Source organism: Nonomuraea sp. LP-02, assembly GCF_036289125.1.
Classification (GTDB): domain Bacteria; phylum Actinomycetota; class Actinomycetes; order Streptosporangiales; family Streptosporangiaceae; genus Nonomuraea; species Nonomuraea bangladeshensis.
Map to the genome: position 1 here is coordinate 6,346,179 of NZ_JAXCLK010000001.1, position 23,424 is coordinate 6,369,602.

General features: G+C 72.4%; 20 protein-coding genes. 12 read left to right on the top strand and 8 right to left on the bottom strand.

Features of this window, described 5'->3' with window-relative positions; translation table 11 throughout:
- Window positions 1-91 precede the first annotated feature (91 nt).
- The 3 genes from SMD20_RS29815 to SMD20_RS29825 are packed head-to-tail and all read left to right on the top strand — an operon-like array spanning window position 92 to window position 7,406.
- Window positions 92-586 (top strand): hypothetical protein, encoded by a 495-nt coding sequence (locus tag SMD20_RS29815; RefSeq protein ID WP_329587620.1) that lies wholly within the window; start codon window positions 92-94, stop codon window positions 584-586.
- Entirely contained in the window at window positions 586-2,592 is a 2,007-nt protein-coding gene (locus SMD20_RS29820) for a flotillin family protein (protein WP_329587623.1), read from the top strand. The genes SMD20_RS29815 and SMD20_RS29820 overlap by 1 nt, the downstream gene beginning before the upstream one ends.
- Window positions 2,589-7,406: a DNA repair ATPase gene (locus SMD20_RS29825; protein ID WP_329587626.1), complete on the top strand. Its 4,818-nt coding sequence runs from the start codon at window positions 2,589-2,591 to the stop codon at window positions 7,404-7,406. The genes SMD20_RS29820 and SMD20_RS29825 overlap by 4 nt, the downstream gene beginning before the upstream one ends.
- Here the strand turns inward: SMD20_RS29825 and SMD20_RS29830 are convergent.
- Window positions 7,401-8,255 carry a dihydrodipicolinate synthase family protein gene (locus tag SMD20_RS29830; protein WP_329587628.1) on the bottom strand — a complete coding sequence of 285 codons (855 nt, stop codon included), beginning with the start codon at window positions 8,253-8,255 and terminating at the stop codon, window positions 7,401-7,403. The genes SMD20_RS29825 and SMD20_RS29830 overlap by 6 nt on opposite strands.
- A 72-nt stretch (window positions 8,256-8,327) precedes the next feature.
- On the opposite strand from SMD20_RS29830, the gene SMD20_RS29835 reads away from it, so the two are divergent.
- A complete protein-coding gene (locus SMD20_RS29835) occupies window positions 8,328-9,203 on the top strand; it encodes a LysR family transcriptional regulator (RefSeq protein WP_329587630.1) in 876 nt (291 codons plus the stop codon).
- A gap of 155 nt (window positions 9,204-9,358) precedes the next feature.
- Here the strand turns inward: SMD20_RS29835 and SMD20_RS29840 are convergent, their stop codons facing one another.
- The 4 genes from SMD20_RS29840 to SMD20_RS29855 all read right to left on the bottom strand — a co-directional run bounded on the left by SMD20_RS29840 (window position 9,359) and on the right by SMD20_RS29855 (window position 13,105).
- Window positions 9,359-10,303 carry a serine hydrolase domain-containing protein gene (locus SMD20_RS29840; protein ID WP_329592716.1) on the bottom strand — a complete coding sequence of 315 codons (945 nt, stop codon included), beginning with the start codon at window positions 10,301-10,303 and terminating at the stop codon, window positions 9,359-9,361.
- Window positions 10,304-10,376: 73 nt separating this feature from the next.
- On the bottom strand, window positions 10,377-10,883 hold the full coding sequence (locus tag SMD20_RS29845) for a flavoprotein (RefSeq protein ID WP_329587633.1): 507 nt from the start codon (window positions 10,881-10,883) through the stop codon (window positions 10,377-10,379).
- 28 nt (window positions 10,884-10,911) lie between these two features.
- Entirely contained in the window at window positions 10,912-12,348 is a 1,437-nt protein-coding gene (locus SMD20_RS29850; RefSeq protein ID WP_329587636.1) for an MFS transporter, read from the bottom strand.
- Between the two features lie 31 nt (window positions 12,349-12,379).
- The gene (locus SMD20_RS29855) at window positions 12,380-13,105 is read right to left on the bottom strand and encodes a class I SAM-dependent methyltransferase (RefSeq protein WP_329587639.1); all 726 of its coding nucleotides are present in this window, start codon (window positions 13,103-13,105) and stop codon (window positions 12,380-12,382) included.
- Window positions 13,106-13,205: 100 nt separating this feature from the next.
- Here SMD20_RS29855 and SMD20_RS29860 point away from each other — a divergent pair, with 100 nt between their 5' ends.
- The 7 genes from SMD20_RS29860 (at window position 13,206) to SMD20_RS29890 (ending at window position 19,247) form a co-directional block, all read left to right on the top strand.
- Entirely contained in the window at window positions 13,206-14,570 is a 1,365-nt protein-coding gene (locus SMD20_RS29860) for an LCP family glycopolymer transferase (RefSeq protein ID WP_329587642.1), read from the top strand.
- An 86-nt stretch (window positions 14,571-14,656) separates the two neighbouring features.
- Window positions 14,657-15,709 carry an ABC transporter substrate-binding protein gene (locus SMD20_RS29865; RefSeq protein ID WP_329587644.1) on the top strand — a complete coding sequence of 351 codons (1,053 nt, stop codon included), beginning with the start codon at window positions 14,657-14,659 and terminating at the stop codon, window positions 15,707-15,709.
- Window positions 15,710-15,715: 6 nt separating this feature from the next.
- Complete coding sequence (locus SMD20_RS29870) at window positions 15,716-16,513, top strand: ABC transporter ATP-binding protein (RefSeq protein WP_329587647.1); 798 nt, start codon at window positions 15,716-15,718, stop codon at window positions 16,511-16,513.
- A complete protein-coding gene (locus SMD20_RS29875) occupies window positions 16,503-17,360 on the top strand; it encodes an ABC transporter permease (protein ID WP_329587649.1) in 858 nt (285 codons plus the stop codon). The genes SMD20_RS29870 and SMD20_RS29875 overlap by 11 nt, the downstream gene beginning before the upstream one ends.
- Complete coding sequence (locus SMD20_RS29880; RefSeq protein ID WP_329587651.1) at window positions 17,360-17,746, top strand: RrF2 family transcriptional regulator; 387 nt, start codon at window positions 17,360-17,362, stop codon at window positions 17,744-17,746. Before SMD20_RS29875 ends, SMD20_RS29880 begins: the two co-directional genes overlap by 1 nt.
- Before the next feature lie 94 nt (window positions 17,747-17,840).
- Entirely contained in the window at window positions 17,841-18,770 is a 930-nt protein-coding gene (locus SMD20_RS29885; protein ID WP_329587653.1) for an ATP-binding protein, read from the top strand.
- A gap of 90 nt (window positions 18,771-18,860) precedes the next feature.
- On the top strand, window positions 18,861-19,247 hold the full coding sequence (locus SMD20_RS29890; protein ID WP_329587656.1) for an SCO5389 family protein: 387 nt from the start codon (window positions 18,861-18,863) through the stop codon (window positions 19,245-19,247).
- On the opposite strand, the gene SMD20_RS29895 is transcribed toward SMD20_RS29890, so the two are convergent.
- The 3 genes from SMD20_RS29895 to SMD20_RS29905 are packed head-to-tail and all read right to left on the bottom strand — an operon-like array spanning window position 19,216 to window position 21,997.
- Window positions 19,216-20,262 carry an LLM class flavin-dependent oxidoreductase gene (locus SMD20_RS29895; RefSeq protein ID WP_329587658.1) on the bottom strand — a complete coding sequence of 349 codons (1,047 nt, stop codon included), beginning with the start codon at window positions 20,260-20,262 and terminating at the stop codon, window positions 19,216-19,218. The two genes, SMD20_RS29890 and SMD20_RS29895, sit on opposite strands and share 32 nt — an antisense overlap.
- Window positions 20,263-20,305: 43 nt before the next feature.
- The gene (locus SMD20_RS29900) at window positions 20,306-20,977 is read right to left on the bottom strand and encodes a ribonuclease HII (RefSeq protein ID WP_329587660.1); all 672 of its coding nucleotides are present in this window, start codon (window positions 20,975-20,977) and stop codon (window positions 20,306-20,308) included.
- 18 nt (window positions 20,978-20,995) lie between these two features.
- Window positions 20,996-21,997, bottom strand: coding sequence for a LysR family transcriptional regulator (locus SMD20_RS29905; protein WP_329587663.1), 1,002 nt, complete (start codon window positions 21,995-21,997; stop codon window positions 20,996-20,998).
- Between the two features lie 79 nt (window positions 21,998-22,076).
- On the opposite strand from SMD20_RS29905, the gene SMD20_RS29910 reads away from it, so the two are divergent.
- A complete protein-coding gene (locus SMD20_RS29910; protein WP_329587665.1) occupies window positions 22,077-23,312 on the top strand; it encodes a pyridoxal phosphate-dependent aminotransferase in 1,236 nt (411 codons plus the stop codon).
- Window positions 23,313-23,424 lie beyond the last annotated feature (112 nt).

The following is a 23,424-nucleotide window of genomic DNA, read 5'->3' on the forward strand; positions in this document are numbered from 1 at the left end:
ATCGATACGGGGATGGACACAACGGGGCAAGATGGGCGAGTTCTTCAGCGCGGTGTTGAGTTTTCCGACTGTCGTTTTCAGCTTCCTTCTCGTGGTGGTCGTCGGTTATTGGCTGATCGTCGTCACCGGCGTTCTGGAGCTGGACGACGGCGACGCCGTCTGGCTGGGCCTCGGGGGAGCCCCGGCCGGCGTCACGCTCTCGCTGCTGATCGCGCTCGCCTGGCTGCTGTGCCTGATCGGCAGCCAGGTCGTGAGCGGCGGCCCGCTGATCGCCGTTCCCTTCGCCGCCGCCGGCCTCGCCTGGCTCGTCACCCGCGGCCTGCTCAAGCCGCTGCGCCGGCTGGTCCCTGACGGGGACCGGCACTCGCGCGGCGACTTCGTCGGCCGGCCGTGCGTCATCCGCACCGGCTCGGCGACCCCTGACTTCGGCCAGGCCGAGGTCACCGCGGCCGACGGCTCGACCGCGCTGGTGCAGGTCCGTACGACCGGCGCCGACCGCCTGTCCCGCGGCGACCGGGGGCTCATCTTCGACTACGACAAAGACGGCGAATTCTTCTGGGTCATGCCTCATGAAAGTGAGCTTTGATGGACGTCATCTCGACAGGGTTCGGGGTATTCCTAGCGGTTGTCCTGGTTGTTGCGATCGGCCTGATCGTCATCATCGGCCGGCTTTTCCGTAAGGTCGAACAGGGCAAGGCGCTCATCGTCTCGAAGGTCAACAAGGTGGACGTGACGTTCACGGGCGCGGTCGTGCTGCCCGTCGTCCACAAGGCCGAGATCATGGACATCTCGGTCAAGACCATCGAGATCGAGCGGACCGGCCGCGAGGGCCTGATCTGCCGGGACAACATCAGGGCGGACATCAGGATCACCTTCTTCGTCCGGGTGAACAAGACCGCCGAGGACGTCATCAAGGTCGCCCAGGCCATCGGCACCGCCCGCGCCAGCGACGAGGCCACGCTGCAGGCGCTGTTCAACGCGAAGTTCTCGGAGGCGCTGAAGACCGCCGGCAAGCACCTCGACTTCGTCGACCTCTACACCAAGCGGGACGAGTTCCGTGACGAGATCGTCCGGCTCATCGGCACCGACCTCAACGGCTACAGCCTGGAGGACGCCGCCATCGACTACCTGGAGCAGACCTCCATGCTCCAGCTCGACAAGAACAACATCCTCGACGCGCAGGGCATCAGGAAGATCACCGAGCTGACGGCCATCGAGCACGTCCGCACGAACGAGTTCCAGCGCCAGGAGGAGAAGGAGATCACCCGCCAGAACGTCGACGCCCGCGAGGCCATACTCGAACTCCAGCGCCGCCAGGCCGACGCCGAGCTGAAGCAGCGGCGCGAGATCGAGACCGTCAAGGCCCGCGAGGAGGCGGAGATCGCCCGCGTCCAGGCCGAGGAGCGGCTGCGCGCCTCCAGCGCCAACATCAAGGCGGACGAGTCGATCGGCGTCCAGCGCGAGAACCTCGCCCGCGAGGTCGCCGTCGCCGAGAAGAACCGCGAGCGGGTCATCGCCATCGAGAGCGAGCGCATCGAGAAGGACCGCGTCCTGGAGGTCATCGCCCGCGAGCGGGAGACCGAGCTGTCGCGCATCGCCAAGGACAAGGAGGTCGAGTCCGAGAAGCGGGTCATCGCCGAGGTCATCCGCGAGCGTGTCGCCGTCGACAAGACCGTGGCCGAGCAGGAGGAGGCCATCAAGCGGCTGCGCGTGGTCGAGGAGGCCGAGCGCACCCGCCAGCAGGTCGTCATCGCCGCCGAGGCCGAGGCCCAGGAGAACCTGGTCAAGGACATCAAGGCCGCCGAGGCGGCCGAGGCCGCCGCGAAGTTCAGGGCCCGCGAGGAGCTGGTGCTGGCCGAGTCCCGTCAGCAGGCCGCCGAGCTGGAGGCGCGGGCCAAGATCCGGCTCGCCGAGGGCGTGCAGGCCGAGGCCGCGGCGAGCGGGCTGGCCCAGGTGCAGGTCAAGGAGCGCGACGCCGCGGCCATCGAGAAGGTCGGCCGCGCCGAGGCCGTCGCGCTGCGCGAGAGGCTGACCGCCGAGGCCGCCGCCGTGGGCGAGAAGCTGAAGTCCGAGGCCGAGGGCCTCACCGAGAAGGCCGCCGCGCTGGCCGCGCTGGACGAGGCCAGCCGGGCGCACGAGGAGTACCGCCTGCGGCTGGAGGCCGAGAAGGAGATCCGCCTCAAGCACATCGACGTCTCCCGCGCCGTGGCCGAGTCGCAGGCCGAGGTGCTGGCCGCCGGGCTCGCCAACGCCAGCATCGACATCGTGGGCGGCGAGTCGACGTTCTTCGAGAAGGTCGTCGGCTCGATCACGGCGGGCAAGGCCGTGGACGGGTTCGTGGAGCACTCGCAGGTCGCCACGGCGCTCGCGGCGCCGTACGTCAACGGGCAGGCCAGCATCGCCGCCGACCTCGCGCGGGTCGTCGGCGGGATCCGTACCGAGGACCTGAAGAACGTCACCGTCTCCGCGCTGCTCATGAAGCTCATCCAGGACGGCGGCCCGCAGGCCGGCGCCATGGGCGAGCTGCTGGACACCGCGCGCCGCCTCGGCGTGGCGGACTCCCCGGTGAACGCGCTGGCCGGGGCCAAGTGAGCGTGACGGGGACGGGGCTGGAGGCGGGGACGTACGAGGTTCTGCGGAACCGCCTCCAGGCCCAGGCCAAGGCCCTGGCGACGGCCGCCGGGGCGCTCAACGGGGAGCGGCTGAAGGTGTTCGGCGGCGCGGAGCTGCGCCTGCTCGGCACCGAGCGCATCCGTACGGAGAACAACTGCGTCCCCAGGGACATCGTCTCCGTCGGCGGCGTGATGTTGTTCGGCTACAACGTCTTCATCGGGCTGAAGCCCGAGACGAGCGTGGCCGACGTGTTCGCCGTGCACCGCTTCACCCGCGACGGCGACCGCTTCGGCTTCGCGGCGGACCGGCTGGACGCGCTGGCCGACCCGGCGTTCGCCAAGGACTTCGCCGAGCTCTACCGCTACTACAAGGAGACCCGGCTCCAGCAGCTCCGCCGGGTGGACGGCAAGCTGCTGGCGGTGTTCCGGACCGGTCCGGCCGACCTGCGGGTGCTGCGCTGGGCCGTGGACGCCGCCGGCGTGCCGACGTACCTGGACAGCCGGGGCGAGCGCGACCACGTCTTCCCGCCGTCGCACGACTTCGAGTGGACGCCGACCACCCGCGACGACCACGTCCTGGGCCGGCACCCGCACATCTCGATCCAGGGCGAGGTGTTCGTCGAGACCGTGGGCGGCGACCTCACGATCAAGATCGAGGACAACACCGAGACCGGCGCGGGCATCTACAGCGAGCCGGTCAGCGAGCCGCTGCAGAGCCTCGCCGACGCCGACGTCGAGTACGCCCGCGTGGGCCCGCTCATCCTCATGCGGATCCGGCCGTACAAGGAGACCGAGTGGCGGCACCTGGTCTTCAACACCCGCACGAAGGCCGTCGACCGGCTGGACGGCATCGGCCAGGCGTGCCGGCGCCTGCCCGAGGACCAGGGGCTGATCTTCCCCGGCGGCTACTACCTGGCGACCGGGGTCAGCAGGACGTTCGACACGGACGTGCGCGACCTGGAGTTCGAGCGGGTGGTCCGGGCGCCGAACGGCGAGGACGTGCTGTACGTCTTCCACGCGCGGGAGGACGGGCGCTCGCTGCTGCTGCCGTACAACGTGATCAGGAAGGAGGTGGCCACGCCCATCGTCTGTCACGGGTACTCGCTCTTCGACGACGGCACGATGGTGGTCTTCCGCGCCACCTCCGAGGAGCCGACCCGGGTCCACCCGATGCAGGTGTGGCAGACGCCGTACGTCTCCGACACCTACGCCGCCGCCCAGCCCGCCGGTGACCATCCGCTGGAGCGCATCGGCAACGCCGAGCTGGTACGCGGCATCTCCGACTGCCTGTCCGTGGCCAGGATGGTCGAGGAGATGGCGCCGTCGGCCGGGACGTTCGAGGGGCTGATCGCCGCCTGCGCGCGGGCCTTCGACTCCTACCACTGGCTCGGCGAGCACGGCCTGCACGGGCCGCTCGCCGACGTACGGGCCACCGCCGAGCAGGTGCTCGACGAGTACGAGAACGTCGAGCAGCTCACCCGCCAGGCCGGCGACACCCTCGACCAGGCCACGGAGGAGACCACCCACCTGGTCAGGCAGGCCCGCGCCGACACCCCCGGGAGCGCCGACGCCTGGGTGAGCACGCTCGCCGCGCTGCGCAGGGCGCAGGGCCACCTGGTGACGCTGCGCGAGGTCCGCTACATCGACCTGGCCGCGCTGGACGCCCTGTCGGAGTCCGTGGCCGAGGAGCTGGCCGCGACCGGGCGGCGGGCGGTGGACTTCCTGTCCGGCACGGACGCGTTCACCTCCTACCACGCCGCCGTCGAGCGGCTCGCCGCCGAGGCCGCCGCCATCGCGACGGTCGCCGAGGCCGCGCCCGTCGCCGAGCGGCTGGCCGAGCAGGGCGAGGGGCTGGAGGTGGTGACCGAGGTCGTCGGCTCGCTGGAGATCGCCGACGCGACCGTGCGCACGTCCGTGCTGGCGCGCATCGCCGAGGTCCTGGGCGGCGTGAACCGGGCGCGGGCCCTCCTCGACGGGCGGCGGCGCGAGCTGCTGGGGACCGAGGGGCGGGCCGCGTTCGCCGCCGAGTTCGCGCTGCTCGGCCAGGCCGTGACGGGGGCGCTGGCGGTGGCCGGCACGCCCGCCGCGTGCGACGAGCAGCTCGGCCGGCTCATGCTGCGGCTGGAGGGCCTGGAGTCGCGGTTCGGCGAGTTCGACGACTTCGCCGCGCAGCTCGCCGCCAAGCGGGACGACGTCTACGAGGCGTTCTCGGCGCGCAAGCAGGCGCAGCTCGACGAGCTGGCGCGGCGGGCCGACCGGCTGTTCGCCTCCGCCGAGCGGGTGCTGGGGGCGATCACCCGGCGGCTCGGGACGCTGACGTCCCCGGACGAGGTCAACACCTACTTCGCCACCGACCCCATGGTGGCCAAGGTGCGCGCGGCGGCCGGGGAGCTGCGGTCGCTGGGCGACGCCGTACGGGCCGAGGAGCTGGACGGGCGGGTCAAGGCCGCCCAGCAGGAGGCGGGACGGGCCCTGCGGGACCGCCTGGAGCTGTTCTCCGACGGCGGCGAGGTGCTGCGGCTCGGCCACCACCGCTTCGCGGTCAACACCCAGCCGATCGACCTGACGCTGGTCCCGCACGACGGCACCATGCACTTCGCCATCACCGGCACCGACTACCGCTCCCCCACGCCCGCCTCCTTCGCCGACACCCGGCCGTTCTGGGACCAGCTCCTCGTCTCGGAGACCGCCGACGTCTACCGCGCCGAGCACCTGGCCGCCTCGCTCCTGCCCACCGTCGCCCCCGGGGCGCCGCTCGCCGACCTCGTACGGCAAGCCGCCGAGTCCCGCTACGACGAGGGCTACGAGCGCGGCGTCCACGACCACGACGCGGCCGCCATCCTGGACGTGCTGGTCCGGCTGCGCGAGGGCGCGGGGCTGCTCCGCCATCCACCGGAGGCGCGGGCGCTGGCCCAGCTCTTCTGGGCGTTCGGGACCGATGATGTTTCACGTAAAACATTCGCCACCCGGGCCGTGTCGCTGACCCGTGCCCGCAACCTGTTCGGTCCCACGCCCGCGCTGGACGCCCTGGCCGGCGAGCTCGGCGAGCTGATCGCCGCCTTCGTGGCGGAGCTGCGTACGGGTGCGGCGGAAGACGCGGGGGCGGCCGGTGAGTACCTGGTCGAGGAGCTGGGGAGCGGCCCGGACGGGTTCGTGACCAGCAAGGCGGCCCGCGACGTCCTCGACGGGTTCCGCGCCGGCCTCGGCCCGGACCGGACGCGGGAGTTCGAGGAGGACCTGAAGGCGGTGCCGCTCCCCGAGCGGGTGCAGCTCGCCCATGCCTGGCTGACCGCCTACCACCAGGGCCCGGAGACCGCCGAGGCCGTCGCCGTGCTGCTCTGCGGCGACCTGCCCCGCCACGACTCCAGCGCCGCCACCACCGCCACGGTGACTGGCCTGCTCGGTTCCCATCCCCGCGTCAAGGACCGGGCGCTGGAGGTCCGGCTGGAGGAGTTCCTGCCGCGCACCCGCCGCTTCCGTGCGGAGCGGGTGCCGGCCTACCGGGCGTACCAGCGCCGCCGCACCGAGCTGGTCGAGGCCGAGCGGGCCCGGCTGCGCCTGGACGAGTACCGGCCGAAGGTGATGAGCGCGTTCGTCCGCAACCGCCTGCTCGACGAGGTCTACCTGCCGCTGATCGGCGACAACCTGGCCAAGCAGCTCGGCGCGGCGGGCGCGGGCAAACGCACCGACCAGATGGGGCTGCTCCTGCTCATCTCCCCGCCCGGCTACGGCAAGACCACGCTCATGGAGTACGTGGCCAGCCGGCTCGGCCTGGTCTTCGTCAAGGTGAACGGCCCCGCGCTCGGCCACCGGGTCACCTCGCTCGACCCGGCCGAGGCCCCCGACGCCACCGCCAGGCAGGAGGTCGAGAAGATCTCCTTCGCGCTGGAGACGGGCAACAACACGCTGCTCTACCTGGACGACATCCAGCACACCTCGCCGGAGCTGCTGCAGAAGTTCATCTCGCTCTGCGACGCCCAGCGCCGCATCGAGGGCGTGTGGAACGGCCGCACCCGCACCTACGACCTGCGCGGCAAGCGGTTCGCGGTCTGCATGGCGGGCAACCCGTACACCGAGTCGGGCCGCCGCTTCCGCATCCCGGACATGCTGGCCAACCGGGCCGACGTCTGGAACCTGGGCGACGTGCTGTCCGGCAGGGACGAGCTGTTCGCGCTCAGCTACGTCGACAACGCGCTCACCAGCAACCCGGTGCTGGCCCCGCTCGCCGGCCGCGACCACGCCGACGTGGAGCTGCTGATCCGGCTGGCGAAGGGCGATCCGGCGGTCCGCCCCGACCAGCTCGGGCACCCGTACACCAAGCCGGAGCTGGAGCAGATCCTCGCCGTCCTCGCCAAGCTGACACGGGTGCAGGAGGTCGTGCTGGCCAACAACCGGGCGTACATCGCCTCGGCGGCCCAGTCGGACGCGGCCCGCACCGAGCCGCCGTACCGGCTGCAGGGCTCCTACCGGAACATGAACAAGCTGGCCGAACGGATCGTCCCCGCCATGAACGAGGACGAGCTGGAGGCGGTGATCGACGACCACTACGTGGGCGAGGCGCAGACGCTCACCTCCGACGCCGAGGCGAACCTGCTCAAGCTGGCCGAGCTGCGCGGCAGGCTCACCCCGGCGCAGGCCGGGAGGTGGGCGGAGATCAAGCGCGCCTACCTCAAGGCGAAGGCGCTCGGCGGCGCGGAGGACGACCCGGCCACCCGTACGGTGGGCGCGATCGGCCTGCTGGCCGACCGGGTGGGCGAGGTCGGGACCGCCATCAGGGAGGCCGGTCGTCTATAGGGCCGCGGCCACCGATTCGGGGCTCGCGGGCAGCAGCGGCAGCCGTACGTCCGGGGTCGGGATGAGACCCCGGGCGTGCAGGACGCCCTTCAGCACCGTCGGATTGGGCTCGGCGAACAGCGCGGCCGACAGGGCGGCCAGCCGGTGCCCGAGCGCGCGGGCGCGGGGCACGTCGCCCGCCCGCCAGGCGTCCGCCAGGTCGGCGAACTCGCGCGTGCGCAGGTGGGCCGAGGCGAGGATGCCGCCCGCGGCCCCCAGCGCCAGCATCGGCGAGACGTACAGGTCCTCGCCGCACAGCACCTCGAACCCGTCGAGCGGGTCGCCGAGCAGGTCGAGCGCGTCCGCGTCGAGGCCGCCGGTCGCGTACTTGACGCCGGCGACCATCGGGTGCTCCCCCAGCCAGCGCAGCGTCGCCGCCCCGACCTCCTGAGCGGTCCGGTAGGGGATGTGGTAGATCACCAGCGGCACCGGCGTCTCCTCCGCCAGCGCCGTGAAGTGCGCCTCGACGCCGCGCTCGCCGGGCCGCAGGAACGACGGGACGGTCACCAGCGCCGCCCCGGCCCCCTCCGGCAGGGCGCGCAGCGCGCGGGCCGTCGTGCGGGTGTCGCTCCCGCCCACCCCCACCGTGAGCAGCGCTCCGCGCCCCTCGCAGACGCGGGCGCAGGTCTCGATCACCAGGGCCCGCTCCTCCGGGTCGAGCGCGGCGGCCTCGCCGGTGGTGCCGAGCGCGACCAGCCCGGCCGCGCCGTCGTCCAGGACCTGGCAGGCGAGCTTCTCGACGGCGTCGGCGGCCACCTCGCCCTCCGGCGTGAACGGGGTGACCAGCGGTACGTGGATTCCTCTCAACATGCCTCCGAGCCTGGCCTGTGCCCGCACTTAAGGTCCAGTTCGGATTCGTGACGTGGAGCGTAAGCTGGACTGATGCTCGATCCCCGCAAGCTGCACCTCCTCCGCGAGCTGGCCAGGCGCGGCACCATCGCCGCGGTCGCCGAGGCGGTCACCTTCACGCCGTCGGCCGTCTCGCAGCAGCTCAGCGCGCTCGAACGGGAGGCCGGCGTGCCGCTGCTCGAACGTACGGGCCGCCGGGTCAGCCTCACCCCGGCCGGCCGCCTGCTCGTCGAGCACGCGCAGGCCGTGCTCGAACAGCTCGACCGCGCCTCGGCCGCGCTCGCCGCCGTACGCGGCGGCCCGTCAGGACCGCTGCGGATCGGCGCGTTCCCGACCGCCGTCCGCGTGCTGCTGCCGGCCGCGCTGGCGGCGCTCGCCGCCGAGCATCCCGGGCTGGAGCCGATGGTGGCCGAGATCGACCCCGCCGACGTCTCGGCCGCGCTGGGGGCGGGCGAGCTGGACGTGGCGCTCGTCCACGAGTACGACTTCGTCCCGCCCGTCACCGACGGCTCCGTGGGCGCCGAGCCGCTGTTCGCCGAGCCCATGTACCTGACGAACCATCCGTCGCTGGCCGCGACGCGCGAGGAGGCATGGATCACCGGCAAGCCGGGGACGCTCTGCCACGCCATGGCGGTGCGGGCCTGCCAGGCGGCCGGGTTCGAGCCGCGGGTGCGGCACCATGTGGACGACTTCGACGCGGTGCTCGCCTTCGTGGCGGCCGGGCAGGGGGTGGCGCTCGTCCCGCACCTGGCCGCCGCCGCACCCCCGGCCGGCGTCACGCTCACCCGCCTGCCGCTGAGCCGCCGCACGCTCGCCGCCTTCCGCCGCGGCCACGACGACCACCCGGCGATCCGCGCCGCCATCACCGCCTTCCACACCGCCACCCCCGCCCTCCCCCCGACCCCCTGACCCACCCAGGGTCGAGCGGGGGCGGGTGAGGGCTGGTGGGGTGAGGCCGGGTCAGGCGGGGCCGGGTCGGGTGAGGCGCCGTCGGGCCAGAGCCGCGTCGAGCAGGGGCGAGTCGGGCAGGGCCGAACCGGGCGAGGGCGAGTCGGGCGGGGCCGTCAGAGGTCGAGGACGGCGGCGACGATCGCGTGGGAGCCCGACGAGTCCTGGTCGTAGTCGCCGGCGGTCACCGCCACCACCAGCTCCTCCTCCGGCACCACCACGAGGAGCTGCCCGCCGTTCCCGATGCCCTGAAGGCGGCGACGCTCCTCCTCGACCACGTACCACTGGTAGCCGTAGGTGAAGGACCCGTCGATCGGCACCCGCGCCCGCAGCGCCTCCCGCAGCCAGCCCTCGGGGACGATCCCCCGCCCGCCGTCGAGCACGAGCTGCCCCACGGCGGCCAGGTCCACCGGCCGCAGCCGCAGCCCGGCGGCGGCCGAGGCGACCCCGTCGCCGCCCTTCGTCCACGCGAAGTCCGTGATGCCGAGCGGCCCGAACAGCGCCTCGGCGGCGTACTCCTCGATCGGCCGCCCCGTCCCCCTGGCGATGATCCCGCCGAGCAGGGCGCTCGCGCCGCCGCAGTAGCGCCACCGCTTGCCCGCCTCCTCGACGACCGGCCGCTCCAGCACGTACCGGTAGCGGTCGGGGGCCAGCTCCATGGCGATCTCGCTGTTGGCGGGGCTGGTGTAGGGGGCGTCCTCGTTCCAGTCGAGGCCGAGCGTCATGGTCAGCACGTGCTCGATCGTCAGATGCGCCTTGCCGGGATCCTCCGCCAGATCCCGGTACTCGGGGAACTGCGCCATGAGCCCCGCTCCCGGCTCCGGCACGAGCCCGTCGCCGAGCGCGATGCCGTACAGCAGGGCCACCACGCTCTTGCTGACCGACCGCAGGTCGTGCAGGGTGTCCCGGTCGAACGTGACGTGCCCGAGCGGCTCACCCAGCCGATGGTCCGGCCCGGCGCCGTACCGCTCCAGGACGACCTCCCCGCCGCGCATCACCACCAGCCCGTGGAACCCGGGCGCCCGCCCGTCCCGCAACACCGCCTCGACCCGCTCGTCCATCCCCACCGGTTCCTCCTCCACTCCACGACAAAGTCAGACCTCTTCTTACTAAAAAGCGCCCGCCGATGTGGAGTCAGCCCGGGGGGCCGAGTTCGGTCAGGGCGGCCTGCCAGGGGTCGGGGTCGGCGTCGTCCGGTGGGGGGAGGACGCGGACGCCGTCCGCGCGCAGGTCCGCGACCGCGCGGCGGAACGGCAGCCGGGAGGCGAGGGCGGCGTTGACGAAGGGCAGCACGACGACGGGGATGCCGAGCCCCGGCGCCTCGGCCAGCACACCCAGCGCGTACGTGTCCGCCACCCCGAGCGCGAGCTTGTTGACCGTGTTGTACGTCGCCGGCGCCACGACCATGGCGTCCGCCCGCGGCGGCTTCGGCTCCGACGGCTTGCGGTAGCGGCTGCGTACCGGCTGCCCGGTGCGCGCCTCCAGGTCCGGGACGTCGATGAAGTCGAGCGCCGCCGGCGTGGCGACGACCTGCACGGTCCAGCCGAGCTCCTGCGCGCCGGCGACGAGCCGGGCGACGTCGCCGGCCGCCTGGGCGGCGCACACCACGACGTACAGCACCTTGCCCGGCGACCCGATCACCTCGCCAGCATCGCACGCCCCCCAGCGGTCAGGTGGACTGGGTCCCGGCGGCCGAGAGCGGGGCCGCGATGTCCTCCAGCCCCTTGCGTTCGGCCTTGACCCCGAGGAACACCTCCACCAGGCCGCCGGCGATCATCACCAGCGCGCCGATGACGAACGCGAGCGCCGTGTCGCCCGGCACGCCGCTCGCCACGAGCGAGGAGAAGACCAGCGGGCCCGCGATGCCGCCCGCCGCGGTGCCGATCGCGAAGAAGAACGCGATGGCCATGGCCCTGGTCTCCATCGGGAAGATCTCGCTCACGGTCAGATAGGCCGAGCTGGCCCCCGCCGAGGCCACGAACAGCACCACGCACCAGCACGCGGTCAGCGTCACCGCGCTCAGCGCGCCCTGGTTGAACAGCCAGGCGGTGCCGAGCAGCAGCACTCCGGAGCCGATGTAGGTGGCCGAGATCATCGGCACCCGCCCGACGGAGTCGAAGAGGTGGCCGAGCAGCAGCGGGCCGAGGAAGTTGCCGACCGCGATGACCGCGAAGTAGTAGCCGGTGTGCGTCTCGATGCCGTAGAAGGTGGACAGGATCTGCGCGTACCCGAAGGTGATCGCGTTGTAGAGGAACGCCTGGCCGATGAAGAGCGACAGGCCGAGCACGGTGCGCTTGGGATAGAGCGCGACCATCGTGTGCGCGATCCGGACGAAGCCGATCGACTTGCGCTGGTGGATGGTCATCGACCGGGAGGGCTCCGGCAGGTCGCCGCCGATCTGCCGCTCGACGTCGTCGACGATCTCCTCCGCCTCCTGGCCGCGACCGTGGATGAACAGCCAGCGCGGGCTCTCCGGGACGTGCCGGCGTACCAGGAGGATGGCGAGGCCGAGCACCACGCCGAGGCCGAACGCCACCCGCCAGCCGATGTTGACCGGCAGGTCGTTGAGCAGCGGCACGGTCAGCAGGGCGCCGCCCGCCGCGCCGAGCCAGTAGCTGCCGTTGATGATGATGTCGATGCGGCCCCGGTGCTTGCTCGGGATCAGCTCGTCGATGGCCGAGTTGATGGCCGCGTACTCACCGCCGATGCCGAAACCCGTCATGAACCGCCACAGGAAGAACCACCACGCGCTGAACGAGAACGCCGTCATCAGCGTCGCCGCCAGGTAGACCAGCAGCGTGATGAGGAACAGCTTCTTGCGGCCGAACCTGTCGGTCAGCCAGCCGAAGAACAGCGCTCCCGAGCAGGCCCCCGCGACGTAGAGCGCGGCGGCCGTGCCCGCGACCTGGGCCTGCGTGATGTCGAGGCCGCTGCCCGGCTTCGCGAGCTGCGCGGACAGGTTTCCGACGATGGTGACTTCGAGCCCGTCGAGGATCCAGACGGTGCCCAGCCCTATGACGATCATCCAGTGCCAGCGGGACCATGGGAGCCGGTCCAGTCTGGCGGGCACCTTGGTGGTGACGGTGCCGACCTCCACGTCGCTCATAAGGGCATCTCGTTACCCGCGAAACAACGTTCTAGACGGGCTTCCTGGCCTCCACAATGCCGGTGCCGAACCACGGTCCGCCGTACCAGAACCGCCACCCGGCGTCGCGGCGGCGCACGTCCACGACGCCGAGGTCACGCAGGGTCTCCTCGTACGCGGGCGTGTGCTGGAAGTCGGCGAGCAGCAGCAGCCCGCCGGGCCGCAGCACCCGGTACGCCTCCCGCACCGCCCGCGCCCGCCCCTCGGCGTCCGGGATGTTGTGCAGCGCCTGGCTGGAGACGACCACGTCGAACGCCGCGTCGCCGAAGGGCAGGTCGCGCAGGTCGCCGGTGACCAGGTCGACGCGGTCGGAGACGCCTTCCGCCTCGGCGTTGGCGCGGGTGCGCGCCTCGGCGTTGCCCGACTGGTCCGCCGAGCGCCACAGGTCGACGCCGGTGGCCCGGCCTCCGGGCAGCCGCTGGGCGGCCATGAGCAGCACCGCGCCGCGACCGCAGCCGAGGTCGAGCAGGCGCTCGTCGCCCTTCAGGCGGCGCAGTTCCTCGGCCCAGACCGCGAACTTGCCGCGCCGGGTGGTGTAGAGGTAGCTGGCCGCGCTGGCCAGCGTGTAGAGCCCGCCGAGGAGGAAGGCGAGCCCCGCGAGGAGGATGTCGAGGGCGTACGAGACCGCCGCGAGAGCCACCAGCACGATCGCTCCGAGGAGCAACCCGGTCAGGGCCCACGGCGCGTCGAAGCCATAGCTGCCGTGTCGCTTGCTCACACTCACGTTATATCGCAAGATGGGGATTTGACGATGACTTGACGGGACTCTTCCCTTTCGCACCGGCAATCACGCACATCCCCTTCCTAGGGTGGCCGGGATGGATAAACAGCGGGGATTCGGCCTCGGCGCCAGCATCGCGTTGACGCTGGCCTCGGCCATGTTGTGGGGCGTCGCGCACCTGGCCGCCGAGCGGCGCAGGACCGGGTTCGCGCTCATGGCGGCGCACGTTCTCACGCTGGCCGCGATCCTCGTCGTCTTCACCGGCTTCAGCACGCGGCTGCTCTCGCTGGCCGTCCAGCCACGCTGGCTGACCGGGCTCACCGTCGGGCTGGTGGTGCTCGCGGTGGCCTGGACGCTCGTGATCGTCTGGTCGTTCGTCCTGGTCCGCCCGCCGCGCGCGGATCTCGTCGGCCGCGTGCTCACCACGTCGCTGACCATCGCCCTCTGCGCGCTCGTGCTCGCGCCGGCCGTCTACGCCGCCCGCCTCGCCCACGTCTCGCGCGACGTCGTGGACACCCTGTTCCCGGCTGCCGGCAGCTCCCCGGTCATGTCGCAGGACCCGTGGAACGGCGCCCAGCGGGTCAACTTCCTGCTGCTCGGCGCGGACGCCGCCCCAGGGCGGCCCGGGGTGCGTACCGACAGCATGACCGTGGCCAGCGTGGACACGCGGACCGGCGCGACCACGCTGCTCGGCCTGCCGCGCAACCTCCAGCGGGTGCCGCTCCCCAGGGGCCCGGCGCGCGACCGCTTTCCCTACGGCTTCACCGGCACGGACCCCGAGACGCCCGGCCTGCTCAACGAGATCTTCCAGTACGCCGAGGACCACCCCGAGATGGTCCCCGGCGTCGGGCGCGGCCGGCGCGGCCCGGCCCTGATCAAGGAGACCGTCGGCGGCATCCTCGGCCTCCAGGTGCCCTACTACGCGATGGTGGACATGGCGGGCTTCGCCGAGATCATCGACGCCATGGGCGGCGTCGAGGTCACGGTCAAGGAGCCCATCGTGTACGGCCGCTACCGCGAGGGCCTGCTGCCCGCCGGCACCCGCAGGCTGACCGGCCAGCAGGCCCTGTGGTTCGGCCGCTCGCGCACCGACAGCGACGACTACGTCCGCATGGGCCGCCAGAAGTGCCTGCTCAACGCCGTGGCCAAGCAGGCCGACCCGCTGACCGTGCTCAACAGCTTCGAGCGCCTGGCGGCGGCCACCAAGCGGGCGATCTCCACCGACCTGCCGCAGGACCTGCTGCCGGCCGTCATCGAGCTGTCCGAGAAGGTCAAGAACCACAAGATCCACAGCCTCAACTTCGTCCCGCCGCTCATCAGCACGGTCTATCCGGACTGGTCGCTCATCCGCCACAAGGTGTCCGAGGCCCTGGACGAGCCGCGTTGGCCCAGGTCGGACCAGGCTTCCACGCCCCGGCACAGCCCCGACGACGCGGTCAGCCTCGACGCCGCCTGCCAGTAGTCCCCTTATTCCTACTTGACGTATAGGGAACTATGCCCTTTGATACTCGCATAGCCGACTTATTAAGTAGGAATAGAGGGCTGGGCATGAACGCTCGCAGGGTGCTGGCCGCACTGGCACTGATCGCACTCGCCGGGGGAACGGCCGCGTGCGGGAGCGACACCGCGGGCGCCGGCGACAGCGGCAGCAGCGGGGCCGCCGCCACCGAGGTGCGCCTCGGCTTCTTCCCGAACATCACCCACGCCACCGCGCTGGTGGGCGTCGAGAAGGGCCTCTACGCCAAGGACCTGGGCGTCCCGGTCAAGACCAGCACGTTCAACGCCGGCCCCGCCGCGATCGAGGCGCTGTTCTCCGGCGCGATCGACGCCACCTACATCGGCCCGAACCCGGCCATCAACGCCTGGCAGAAGTCCAAGGGCCAGGCCATCAAGATCATCGCGGGCGCCGCGTCCGGCGGCGTCTTCCTGGTCGTCAAGCCGGGCATCGACAGCGTCGAGGACCTCAAGGGCAAGAAGATCGCCACCCCGCAGCTCGGCAACACCCAGGACGTGGCGCTGCGCTACTGGCTCACCAGCAAGGGGATCAAGACCGACACCAAGGGCGGCGGCGAGGTCCACATCGTGCCGCAGGAGAACTCCCAGACCCTCCAGACCTTCGCCACCGGCGACATCGACGGCGCCTGGGTGCCCGAGCCGTTCGCCAGCCGCCTGGTCCTGGAGAGCGGCGGCAAGATCCTGCTGGACGAGCGCGACCTCTGGCCGAACAAGGAGTTCGTGATCACCCACCTGATCGTCAGGCAGGAGTGGGCCAAGCAGCACCCCGACCTGGTCAAGAAGCTGCTCCAGGCGCACGTCGAGGCCAACAAGCTCATCGCCGACGACCCCGACGCCGCGGCCCAGACCGCCAACGCCGCCATCGAGAAGCTCACCCAGAAGCCGCTCAAGCCCGAGGTGCTGAAGAGCGCCTTCAAGAACATCACCTTCACCAACGACCCGATCGCCTCCTCGCTCACCCTCAGCGCCAAGCACGCCGAGGAGGTCGGGCTGCTCGAACCGGTGGACCTCAACGGCATCTACGACCTGGGCCCGCTCAACGAGATCCTGGCGGCGTCCGGCCAGCAGGCCGTCGCGGACAAGTGAGGTGACATGAGCACCACCCAGCTCGGCGCCGGCCCCGGCACGGACGCGGCCGTCCGCCTGGAGTCCGTCTCCAAGACCTACGGCCACGGCAAGAACGCCCTGCTCGCGCTCGACCAGGTGTCCCTCGACGTACGGCCCGGCGAGTTCGTCTGCATCCTCGGCGCCTCCGGCTGCGGCAAGAGCACGCTGCTGTCGCTGGTCGCCGGGCTCGATCTGCCGAGCGCCGGGCAGATCTCCACGAACGGCCACAAGGTCGCCATGATGTTCCAGGACCCGGCGCTGTTCCCGTGGCTGACCGTCGCGGCGAACGTCGAGCTGGCCTTCCGCGCCGACGGCGTGGGAAAGGCCGAGCGCAAGGCCAGGGCCGCGGAGTTCCTGGAGCTGGTGCACCTCGGCGGCTTCGGCCGCAAGCGCCCGCACGAGCTGTCGGGCGGCATGCGCCAGCGCGTGGCGCTCGCCCGCGCGCTCGCGCAGTCCTCGTCCTCCGCGGAGGGCTCGGCCGTGCTGCTCATGGACGAGCCGTTCGGCGCGCTCGACGCCATGACCCGCGACCTGCTCCACGACGAGCTGGAGCGGATCTGGCGGGAGCGGTCGCTGTCGGTGCTGTTCGTCACCCACAACGTCCGCGAGGCCGTCCGGCTCGGTGACCGGGTCGTGCTGCTGAGCAGCCGGCCCGGCCGGGTGGCGGAGGAGTTCCCCGTCGAGCTGGAACGGCCCCGCCGCACCGACTCCGCCGAGGTCGCCACCCTAGCCGCGGAGATCACCGACCGGCTGAAGGAAGAGGTCGCCCGGCATGGCCGTTGACACGCAGCACGCCCGGCGGATCGCCGGGCTCGACGCGCTGGAGCTGGGCGGCGAGCGGCGGGCGGGGCTCGCCTCCCGGCTGTGGGCGCGTACCTGGCCGATGCTCACCGCCGTCGCGCTGGTGCTGGTGGCCTGGCAGCTCGTCGTCATGAGCGGGCGCTGGCCCGAGTACGTCTTCGCCGGGCCGGTCGAGACCTTCCAAGCCATGTGGGAGCGCTTCGGCGAGGCCGACTTCTACCGGGCCGTCGCCACCACCATGCGGCGGGCGTTCACCGGGTTCGCGCTGGCGGTGCTGGTCGGCCTGGTGATCGGGGCGGCGGTGTCGCGGGTGAAGGTGCTGCGGGCGGCGTTCGGCGCGCTCATCACCGGGCTGCAGACGATGCCGTCGATCGCCTGGTTCCCGTTCGCGATCCTGCTGTTCGGGCTGACGGAGAGCGCGATCACGTTCGTGGTGATCCTGGGGGCGGCCCCCTCCATCGCCAACGGGCTGATCACCGGCGTGGACTACACGCCGCCGCTGCTGCTGCGGGCCGGGCACGTGCTCGGGTTCCGGCGGCTCAGCCTCTACCGGCACGTCATCCTGCCCGCGTCGCTGCCGTCGTTCCTCGCGGGGCTGAAGCAGGGGTGGGCCTTCGCCTGGCGCTCGCTGATGGCGGGCGAGCTGATGGTGATCATCGCTTACCAGTCCTCGCTGGGCGAGCAGCTCGCCTACGCCCGCGAGGTGTCCGACTCGCCCGGCCTGATCGGCACGATGATCGTCATCCTGTCCATCGGCATCGTCATCGACCTGCTCTTCGAGGCGGCCGACGGGGCGCTGCGCCGCCGCTGGGGCCTCGACCAAAGGTGATGCGGCTCTCCGCGAGAACCGACTACGCGCTGCGGGCGGTCAGCGAGCTGGCCGCCGCGCCTCCCGGGCCGGTGCCGGCCGAGCGCATCGCCACGGCACAACAGATCCCCCGCCGCTTCCTCGACAACATCCTGCTCCAGCTCCGCCGGGCCGGGCTCATCCACAGCATGCGCGGCCCCGAGGGCGGCTACTGGCTGGCCCGGCCGGCGGAGGAGATCACGCTGGCCGACGTCATCGTGGTGATCGAGGGGCGGCCGGAGTTCCAGGGGCACGGAGGTTATCCCGGGGCGGCCGGGCCGCTGGCCGCCGTGTGGGCGGCGCTGCGCGAGCACGAGGAGCGGCTGCTCGCCGAGACCACCTTCGCGCAGATCGTGGCCGGGCGCTGACGCGCCTTCCGGCAAATTCACGTTTCCAGGGTTCAGGTGTGGCATGATGCTGCCGACGGAATGACAACGATTTTCATCCTCACCTGGAGTCCCCGTGAGAGTGGCCTTCGTCGGCAAGGGCGGCAGCGGCAAGACGACGATGTCGGCGCTGTTCGCCAGGCACCTCGCCCATCAGGGCGCGCCGGTGGTCGCCATCGACGCCGACATCAACCAGCACCTGGCCCTCGTCCTCGGCCTCGACCGGCAGCCCGAGCCCCTCGGCGAGCACCTCACCGAGATCAAGGAGCGCCTGCGCGGCGACAACCCGCGCATCCCGTCGGCCGCCGAGATGATCAAGACCACTCCGCCGGGCCGCGGCTCCCGCCTGCTGAGCTTCGACGACCTCGCCGCCGACCCCTACGGGCTGACCACCCCCGACGGCGTCCGGCTGCTCGCGGCCGGCGCGTTCAACGCCGACGACCTCGGCGTGGCCTGCTACCACTCCAAGATCGGCGCGGTGGAGCTGCTGCTCAACCACCTGGTCGACGGCCCCGGCGAATACGTCGTCGTCGACATGACCGCCGGCGCCGACTCCTTCGCCTCGGGCCTGTTCACCCGCTTCGACCTGACCTTCCTCGTCGCCGAGCCCACCCGTCAGGGCGTGAGCGTCTACCGCCAATACCTGGAGCACGCCGCCGCGTACGACGTGGCCGTGGCGGTCGTCGGCAACAAGGTCCACGGCCCCGAGGACGTCGAGTTCCTGCGCGCCCACGCGGGCGACGACCTGCTCGGCTGGATGGAGCACTCCCCCGCCGTCCGCGCGATGGAGCAGGGCCGCCACTTCGCCCTCGACGATCTGGAGCCGGTCAACGCCGACGCGCTCAGCCTGCTGCGCAAGAGCGTGGACGAGCGCGAGAAGGACTGGGCGCGCTTCGGCCGCCAGGCGGTCGAGTTCCACCTGCGCAACGCGCGGGCGTGGGCCGACGAGCGGCTCGGGCGCGACCTCGCCGATCAGGTCGATCCCGACTTCGTCTATGGCCCGTGACGACCATGAACCTGTGCCCGCCAGGCATCTGGAGAGTCACCATTTTTCAACCTAGCGTCATTGATGACCCATTCGAGAGGAGAAATCAGCATGTCGCTGACCGTTCCGAACGACCTGCTCGACCAGGCCAGGACCGGTGAGATCGACGACGCCGCCTTCGTCGCGTGCGTCCGCGACTCCCTGCCCTACGCCTGGTCGCTGATCAGCGAGCTGGTCAAGCAGCGTGAGCACAGCGGCGCCGACTTCGCCGACAACCAGGTGCCGCCGCCGTCCGAGGAGGCCCGCGGCCAGCTCCTGCGCTGCCTGGCGAGCGACTCCATGCGCGGCGCGCTCGAGCGTCACTTCGGGGTGCGGCTGGCCTTCCAGAACTGCCACCGGGTCGCCGTCTTCGACCCCGCGGCCACGGGGGCCCTGGCCGAGTTCGTCACCCCGAGGGCGCAGATTCTCAACCAGATGCCGGAGCTGGTGGACTGCTGAGGCCGCCGGGCGGCGAGCCGGGTCCGCCCGGCTCGCCGCGCAGCAGCGGCAGCACTTCTGCCCCGAACCTCCGCACGTTCTCCAGCGTCCGCCGGTGCTCGCCGATGCCCTCCACCAGCAGGATGACGTGGTCGATCCCGGTGCGGTCCGCGGTGCGCAGGATCGACTCTGCGCAGTGCTCGGGCGAGCCCACCGGGTGGATGCGGGTGAGCAGGTCCACGTACGCGTCGACGTCCCGTGACGGGCGCGGCCGGCCGTCCACCGGCCGATAGCCCGCCAGTCCTGGGCCGAGCCAGCGGGGCATCGACTCCTTGAGCTCGCGCACCGCCCGCGCGGTGGAGTCGGCCACGTGCCCGACGGCCGCCGCCACGTGCCGGACGGCGACCCCGGGGGCCTGCTCCTCGTACGCGGCGACCGCGGCGGCCTTCTCCTCGTCGCCCACGTGCAGGCCGAGCAGCATCGGCAGGCCGCGCGCGGCGGCCAGCGCCACGCTCGCCGGCGACGTGCAGGCGACCAGCGGGCGAAGAGGCGCGCGCGGCACCGTACGCACCTCGCGGAAGCGGAAGAACTCCCCGTCGGCGGCCACCCGCTCGGCCGAGAGCGCGGCGAGCAGCAGGTCCAGCGACTCGGCGAAGCCGCGCTCGTAGCGCTCCAGCCCCGTGCCGAACACCTCCAGGTCCACCCACGGACCGCCACGGCCCACGCCCAGCGTGAAGCGCCCGCCGGACAGGTGGTGCAGCATCGCGGCCTGCTCGGCCAGCGCCACCGGGTGCTGCGTGGACAGCACGCTCACCGCCGTGCCGAGCCCGATCCGCGTGGTACGGCCCGCGGCGACGGCCATCAACGTGGTCGCCGACGGGCAGACGCCGTACGACATGAAGTGGTGCTCGGCCACCCAGGCGTCGTCGAAGCCCGCCTCCTCGGCCGCCACGACCAGCTCGACCGCGTCGGTCAGCACCCGACCGGCCTCCCGGCCGGGGAACTGCGCGGCGACGATGAAGATCCCTGTGCGCACGCCCCCGATGATGACCGATCGGCCGGGGCCGGCCCAGCCGCTTTCAGCCGAAGAGCGCGGCCTGACCCTCGCCGGCCAGCGGGTCGCGATGCCGCTTGAGGTGCCGCCAGCGCGGCAGGTCGTCCAGGTAGGACCAGGACAGCCGGTGGTGTGCGGTGGGGCCGAGGCGGGCCAGGGCCTCCTGGTGGAGCGGCGAGGGGTAGCCGGCGTTGTCGGCGAAGCCGTAGTCGTCGCAGCCGAGCGTCGCCATGTGGGCGTCGCGCCGCACCTTGGCCAGCACCGACGCCGCCGCCACCGACACGCTGGCCGCGTCGCCCCTGACCTCCAGCCGCACCGGCCACGGGGCGCCGATGTAGTCGTGCTTGCCGTCGAGGATCACCGCGTCGGGGCGGACCGGCAGCGCCTCCAGGGCGCGGCGGGCGGCCCGGCGCAACGCCTCGGTCATGCCGAGCGTGTCGATCTCCTCGTGCGTGGCCTCGCCGTAGCCGACCCCGGCCGCCCAGGCGGCCAGCTCGGCGGCCAGCGGCCCGCGCCTGGCGGGGGTGAGCTGCTTGGAGTCGGTCAGCCCCGCCGGGGGCTCGGACAGGTCGGGGACGACCGCGCAGACGGTGACCGGGCCCGCCCACGCGCCCCGGCCCACCTCGTCCACGCCCGCGACCGTGCGGACGCTGGGCTGGGCGAGCAGGAGCTGCTCGATGTCGTACGTCGGCGCCATGGCAGCAGACGCTACCGCTCATTCCCCGAGCGGGCTGCCGAGATGGCTGTCGAGGAAGCCGCCGGCCGGGGCGTCGCCGCGCTTCGGCCGTTCGGCCGCCCGCACCGGCTCCAGGTCGGCCGCGATGTAGCGGGCGGCCACGTGGATCGCCCGCAGCGTCACCGACACCGACGGCCGGTGCACGCTGGAGCCCCGGGCCACGGCGTGCACGTCGCGGCCGACGGGGTTGCCGGGGATCGGCCGTACGGCGAGCCCGCGCACGCCGCCCGCGAGCGCGAGCGCCGGCACGGCGGCGATGCCGATGCCCTTGGCGACCAGCGACAGGATGGTGGTCAGCCCCTCGAACTCCCACGGCGTCGGCCGGATGCCGCCCACGTCCACCAGCAGCCGGTCCACCGCCAGGCGCGACGGCTCGCCGTCGGGCGTCGCCATCCACGGCTCGTCGCGCAGCTCCCGCAGGTCGAGCGGCACGTCAGGGTCGGCCAGGCGGTGCTTGCGCGGCACCACCAGGACCAGCGGGTCGCGCAGCAGCGGGAAGACGCGCAGGCTGTCGCTGTCGTGGACCCGGCCGTACCAGTCGTCGACGAGCGCGATGTCCACCTCGCCGGAGCGCACCTCGCGCATGCCGCGCCCGGAGCGGGCCTGGCCGAGCCGCAGGGTCAGGCCGGTGTGCCGGCGCAGCGAGCGGGCCAGCGCGGGCGCGAAGGCCACCGCCGCCGTGGGGAACGCGGTCACCACGACCCGCCCGGACGGGGTGCCGGCGTGCGCCGACAGGTCGGACTCGGCCTCCTCGACCATGGACAGGATGCGCTCGGCGTGGATGACCAGCCGGCGGCCGGCGTCGGTGAGCTCGGCGCTGCGCGCGGTGCGGTCGATGAGCGCGGTGCCGGCCTCGCGTTCGAGCGCCTGGAGCTGCTGCGAGACGGCGGAGGGGCTGTAGCCGAGCGCCGCGGCGGCGGCCGCGATGCTGCCCCGGCGAGCGAACTCGCAAATCAGGACCAACCGCCGCAATTCGAGCATCAGACTTCCTTACGCCTACCCACGAAAAGCCTCGCTTGTGGTGATGCCTTCATCCAATCACGCTGGGAACGTGACAGCCATGACGGTTACCCTGTCCGCCACCCTGGCGGCCAACGAGGACATCGAACGAAGACGGCGCGCCGGGGAACGCGTGCTCCACCTGGCCTTCGGCGAGGCCGGGCTGCCCGTCCACCCGGCGCTGCGCGACCGGCTGGCCGCCGCCTCCGAGCACAACGGCTACGGGCCGGTCGCCGGCGCGGCCGGGCTGCGGGAGTCGGCGGCGGGCTACTGGGACCGGCGCGGGCTCCCCACCGACCCCGAGCTGGTCGTCTGCGGACCGGGCAGCAAGTCCCTGCTGTACGGCCTGCTGCTCGCGATCGGCGGCGACATCGTGCTGCCCATGCCGAGCTGGGTCAGCTACGCCGCGCAGGCCGACCTCGTCGGGTCCCGTCCGGTCCTGGTGCCGGCGCCGCCGGGAGAGGGCGGCGTGCCCGACCCCGAGCGCGTGGCCGCCGAGGTGCGCGCCGCCCGCGCCTCGGGCCGGACCGTCAGCTCCGTGCTGGTCACGCTGCCGGACAACCCGACCGGCCGGCTGGCCTCGCCGGAGAGCATCGCCCGCCTCGTGGAGGTGGCGAGGGAGCTCGACCTGACGATCATCTCGGACGAGATCTACCGCGACCTGGTGCACGATCCCGCCCTGCCGTACACGTCGCCCGCCGACCTCGCGCCCGAGCGCACGGTGATCACCACGGGGCTGAGCAAGAGCCTCGCGCTCGGCGGCTGGCGGATCGGGGTGGTCCGGCTCCCCGCCGGCGCGCACGCGTTGCGCGGCAAGCTGCTGGCGGTGGCCAGCGAGATCTGGTCGGCGCCGGCCGCTCCCGTGCAGGAGGCCGCGGCCTACGCCTTCGGCGAGCCGGAGGAGCTGGTGGAGCGGGTGGCACTCAGCCGGCGGCTGCACGGCACGCTCGCGCGGGCGGTGCACGCGCGCTTCGCGGCCGTCGGCGCGCGGGTGCCGGAGCCGCAGGGCGGCTTCTACCTCTACCCCGATCTCGGCCACCTCGGGGCGGGCGGCTCGGCCGAGCTCACCAAGCTGCTGCTGGAGGAGCACGGCATCGGCGTGCTGCCGGGACACGCCTTCGGCGACGACCCGGCCGCGGCCCGCGTACGGGTGGCCGTCAGCCTGCTCTACGGCGCCTCGCCCGAGCAGCGCATGAGCGCTCTGACCAGCGACGACCCGCTCCGGCTGCCCTGGATCGCGGACAGTCTCGACCATCTTTCCCGCGGCCTCGCGAGCCTCGCGCTCGGCCGTGCGTGAACCGGGCCGGACCGACGGCTCGCCGCCATGTCACGGTTAGGCGAATTTCTGCCCAAGAGCCGGTTGAACGTCCCCCAAAAGGGGCCTCTGACCTGCGAAAACGGCCTACTCG

Excerpts from the sequence above, each read along its gene's own strand:
- SMD20_RS29820 (WP_329587623.1), top strand. The coding sequence starts at position 586 with ATGGACGTCATCTCGACAGGGTTCGGGGTATTCCTAGCGGTTGTCCTG.
- SMD20_RS29830 (WP_329587628.1), bottom strand. The coding sequence starts at position 8,255 with ATGTTGAGAGGAATCCACGTACCGCTGGTCACCCCGTTCACGCCGGAG.
- SMD20_RS29835 (WP_329587630.1), top strand. The coding sequence starts at position 8,328 with ATGCTCGATCCCCGCAAGCTGCACCTCCTCCGCGAGCTGGCCAGGCGC.
- SMD20_RS29840 (WP_329592716.1), bottom strand. The coding sequence starts at position 10,303 with ATGGACGAGCGGGTCGAGGCGGTGTTGCGGGACGGGCGGGCGCCCGGG.
- SMD20_RS29850 (WP_329587636.1), bottom strand. The coding sequence starts at position 12,348 with ATGAGCGACGTGGAGGTCGGCACCGTCACCACCAAGGTGCCCGCCAGA.
- SMD20_RS29860 (WP_329587642.1), top strand. The coding sequence starts at position 13,206 with ATGGATAAACAGCGGGGATTCGGCCTCGGCGCCAGCATCGCGTTGACG.
- SMD20_RS29865 (WP_329587644.1), top strand. The coding sequence starts at position 14,657 with ATGAACGCTCGCAGGGTGCTGGCCGCACTGGCACTGATCGCACTCGCC.
- SMD20_RS29870 (WP_329587647.1), top strand. The coding sequence starts at position 15,716 with ATGAGCACCACCCAGCTCGGCGCCGGCCCCGGCACGGACGCGGCCGTC.
- SMD20_RS29875 (WP_329587649.1), top strand. The coding sequence starts at position 16,503 with ATGGCCGTTGACACGCAGCACGCCCGGCGGATCGCCGGGCTCGACGCG.
- SMD20_RS29880 (WP_329587651.1), top strand. The coding sequence starts at position 17,360 with ATGCGGCTCTCCGCGAGAACCGACTACGCGCTGCGGGCGGTCAGCGAG.
- SMD20_RS29890 (WP_329587656.1), top strand. The coding sequence starts at position 18,861 with ATGTCGCTGACCGTTCCGAACGACCTGCTCGACCAGGCCAGGACCGGT.
- SMD20_RS29900 (WP_329587660.1), bottom strand. The coding sequence starts at position 20,977 with ATGGCGCCGACGTACGACATCGAGCAGCTCCTGCTCGCCCAGCCCAGC.
- SMD20_RS29905 (WP_329587663.1), bottom strand. The coding sequence starts at position 21,997 with ATGCTCGAATTGCGGCGGTTGGTCCTGATTTGCGAGTTCGCTCGCCGG.
- SMD20_RS29910 (WP_329587665.1), top strand. The coding sequence starts at position 22,077 with ATGACGGTTACCCTGTCCGCCACCCTGGCGGCCAACGAGGACATCGAA.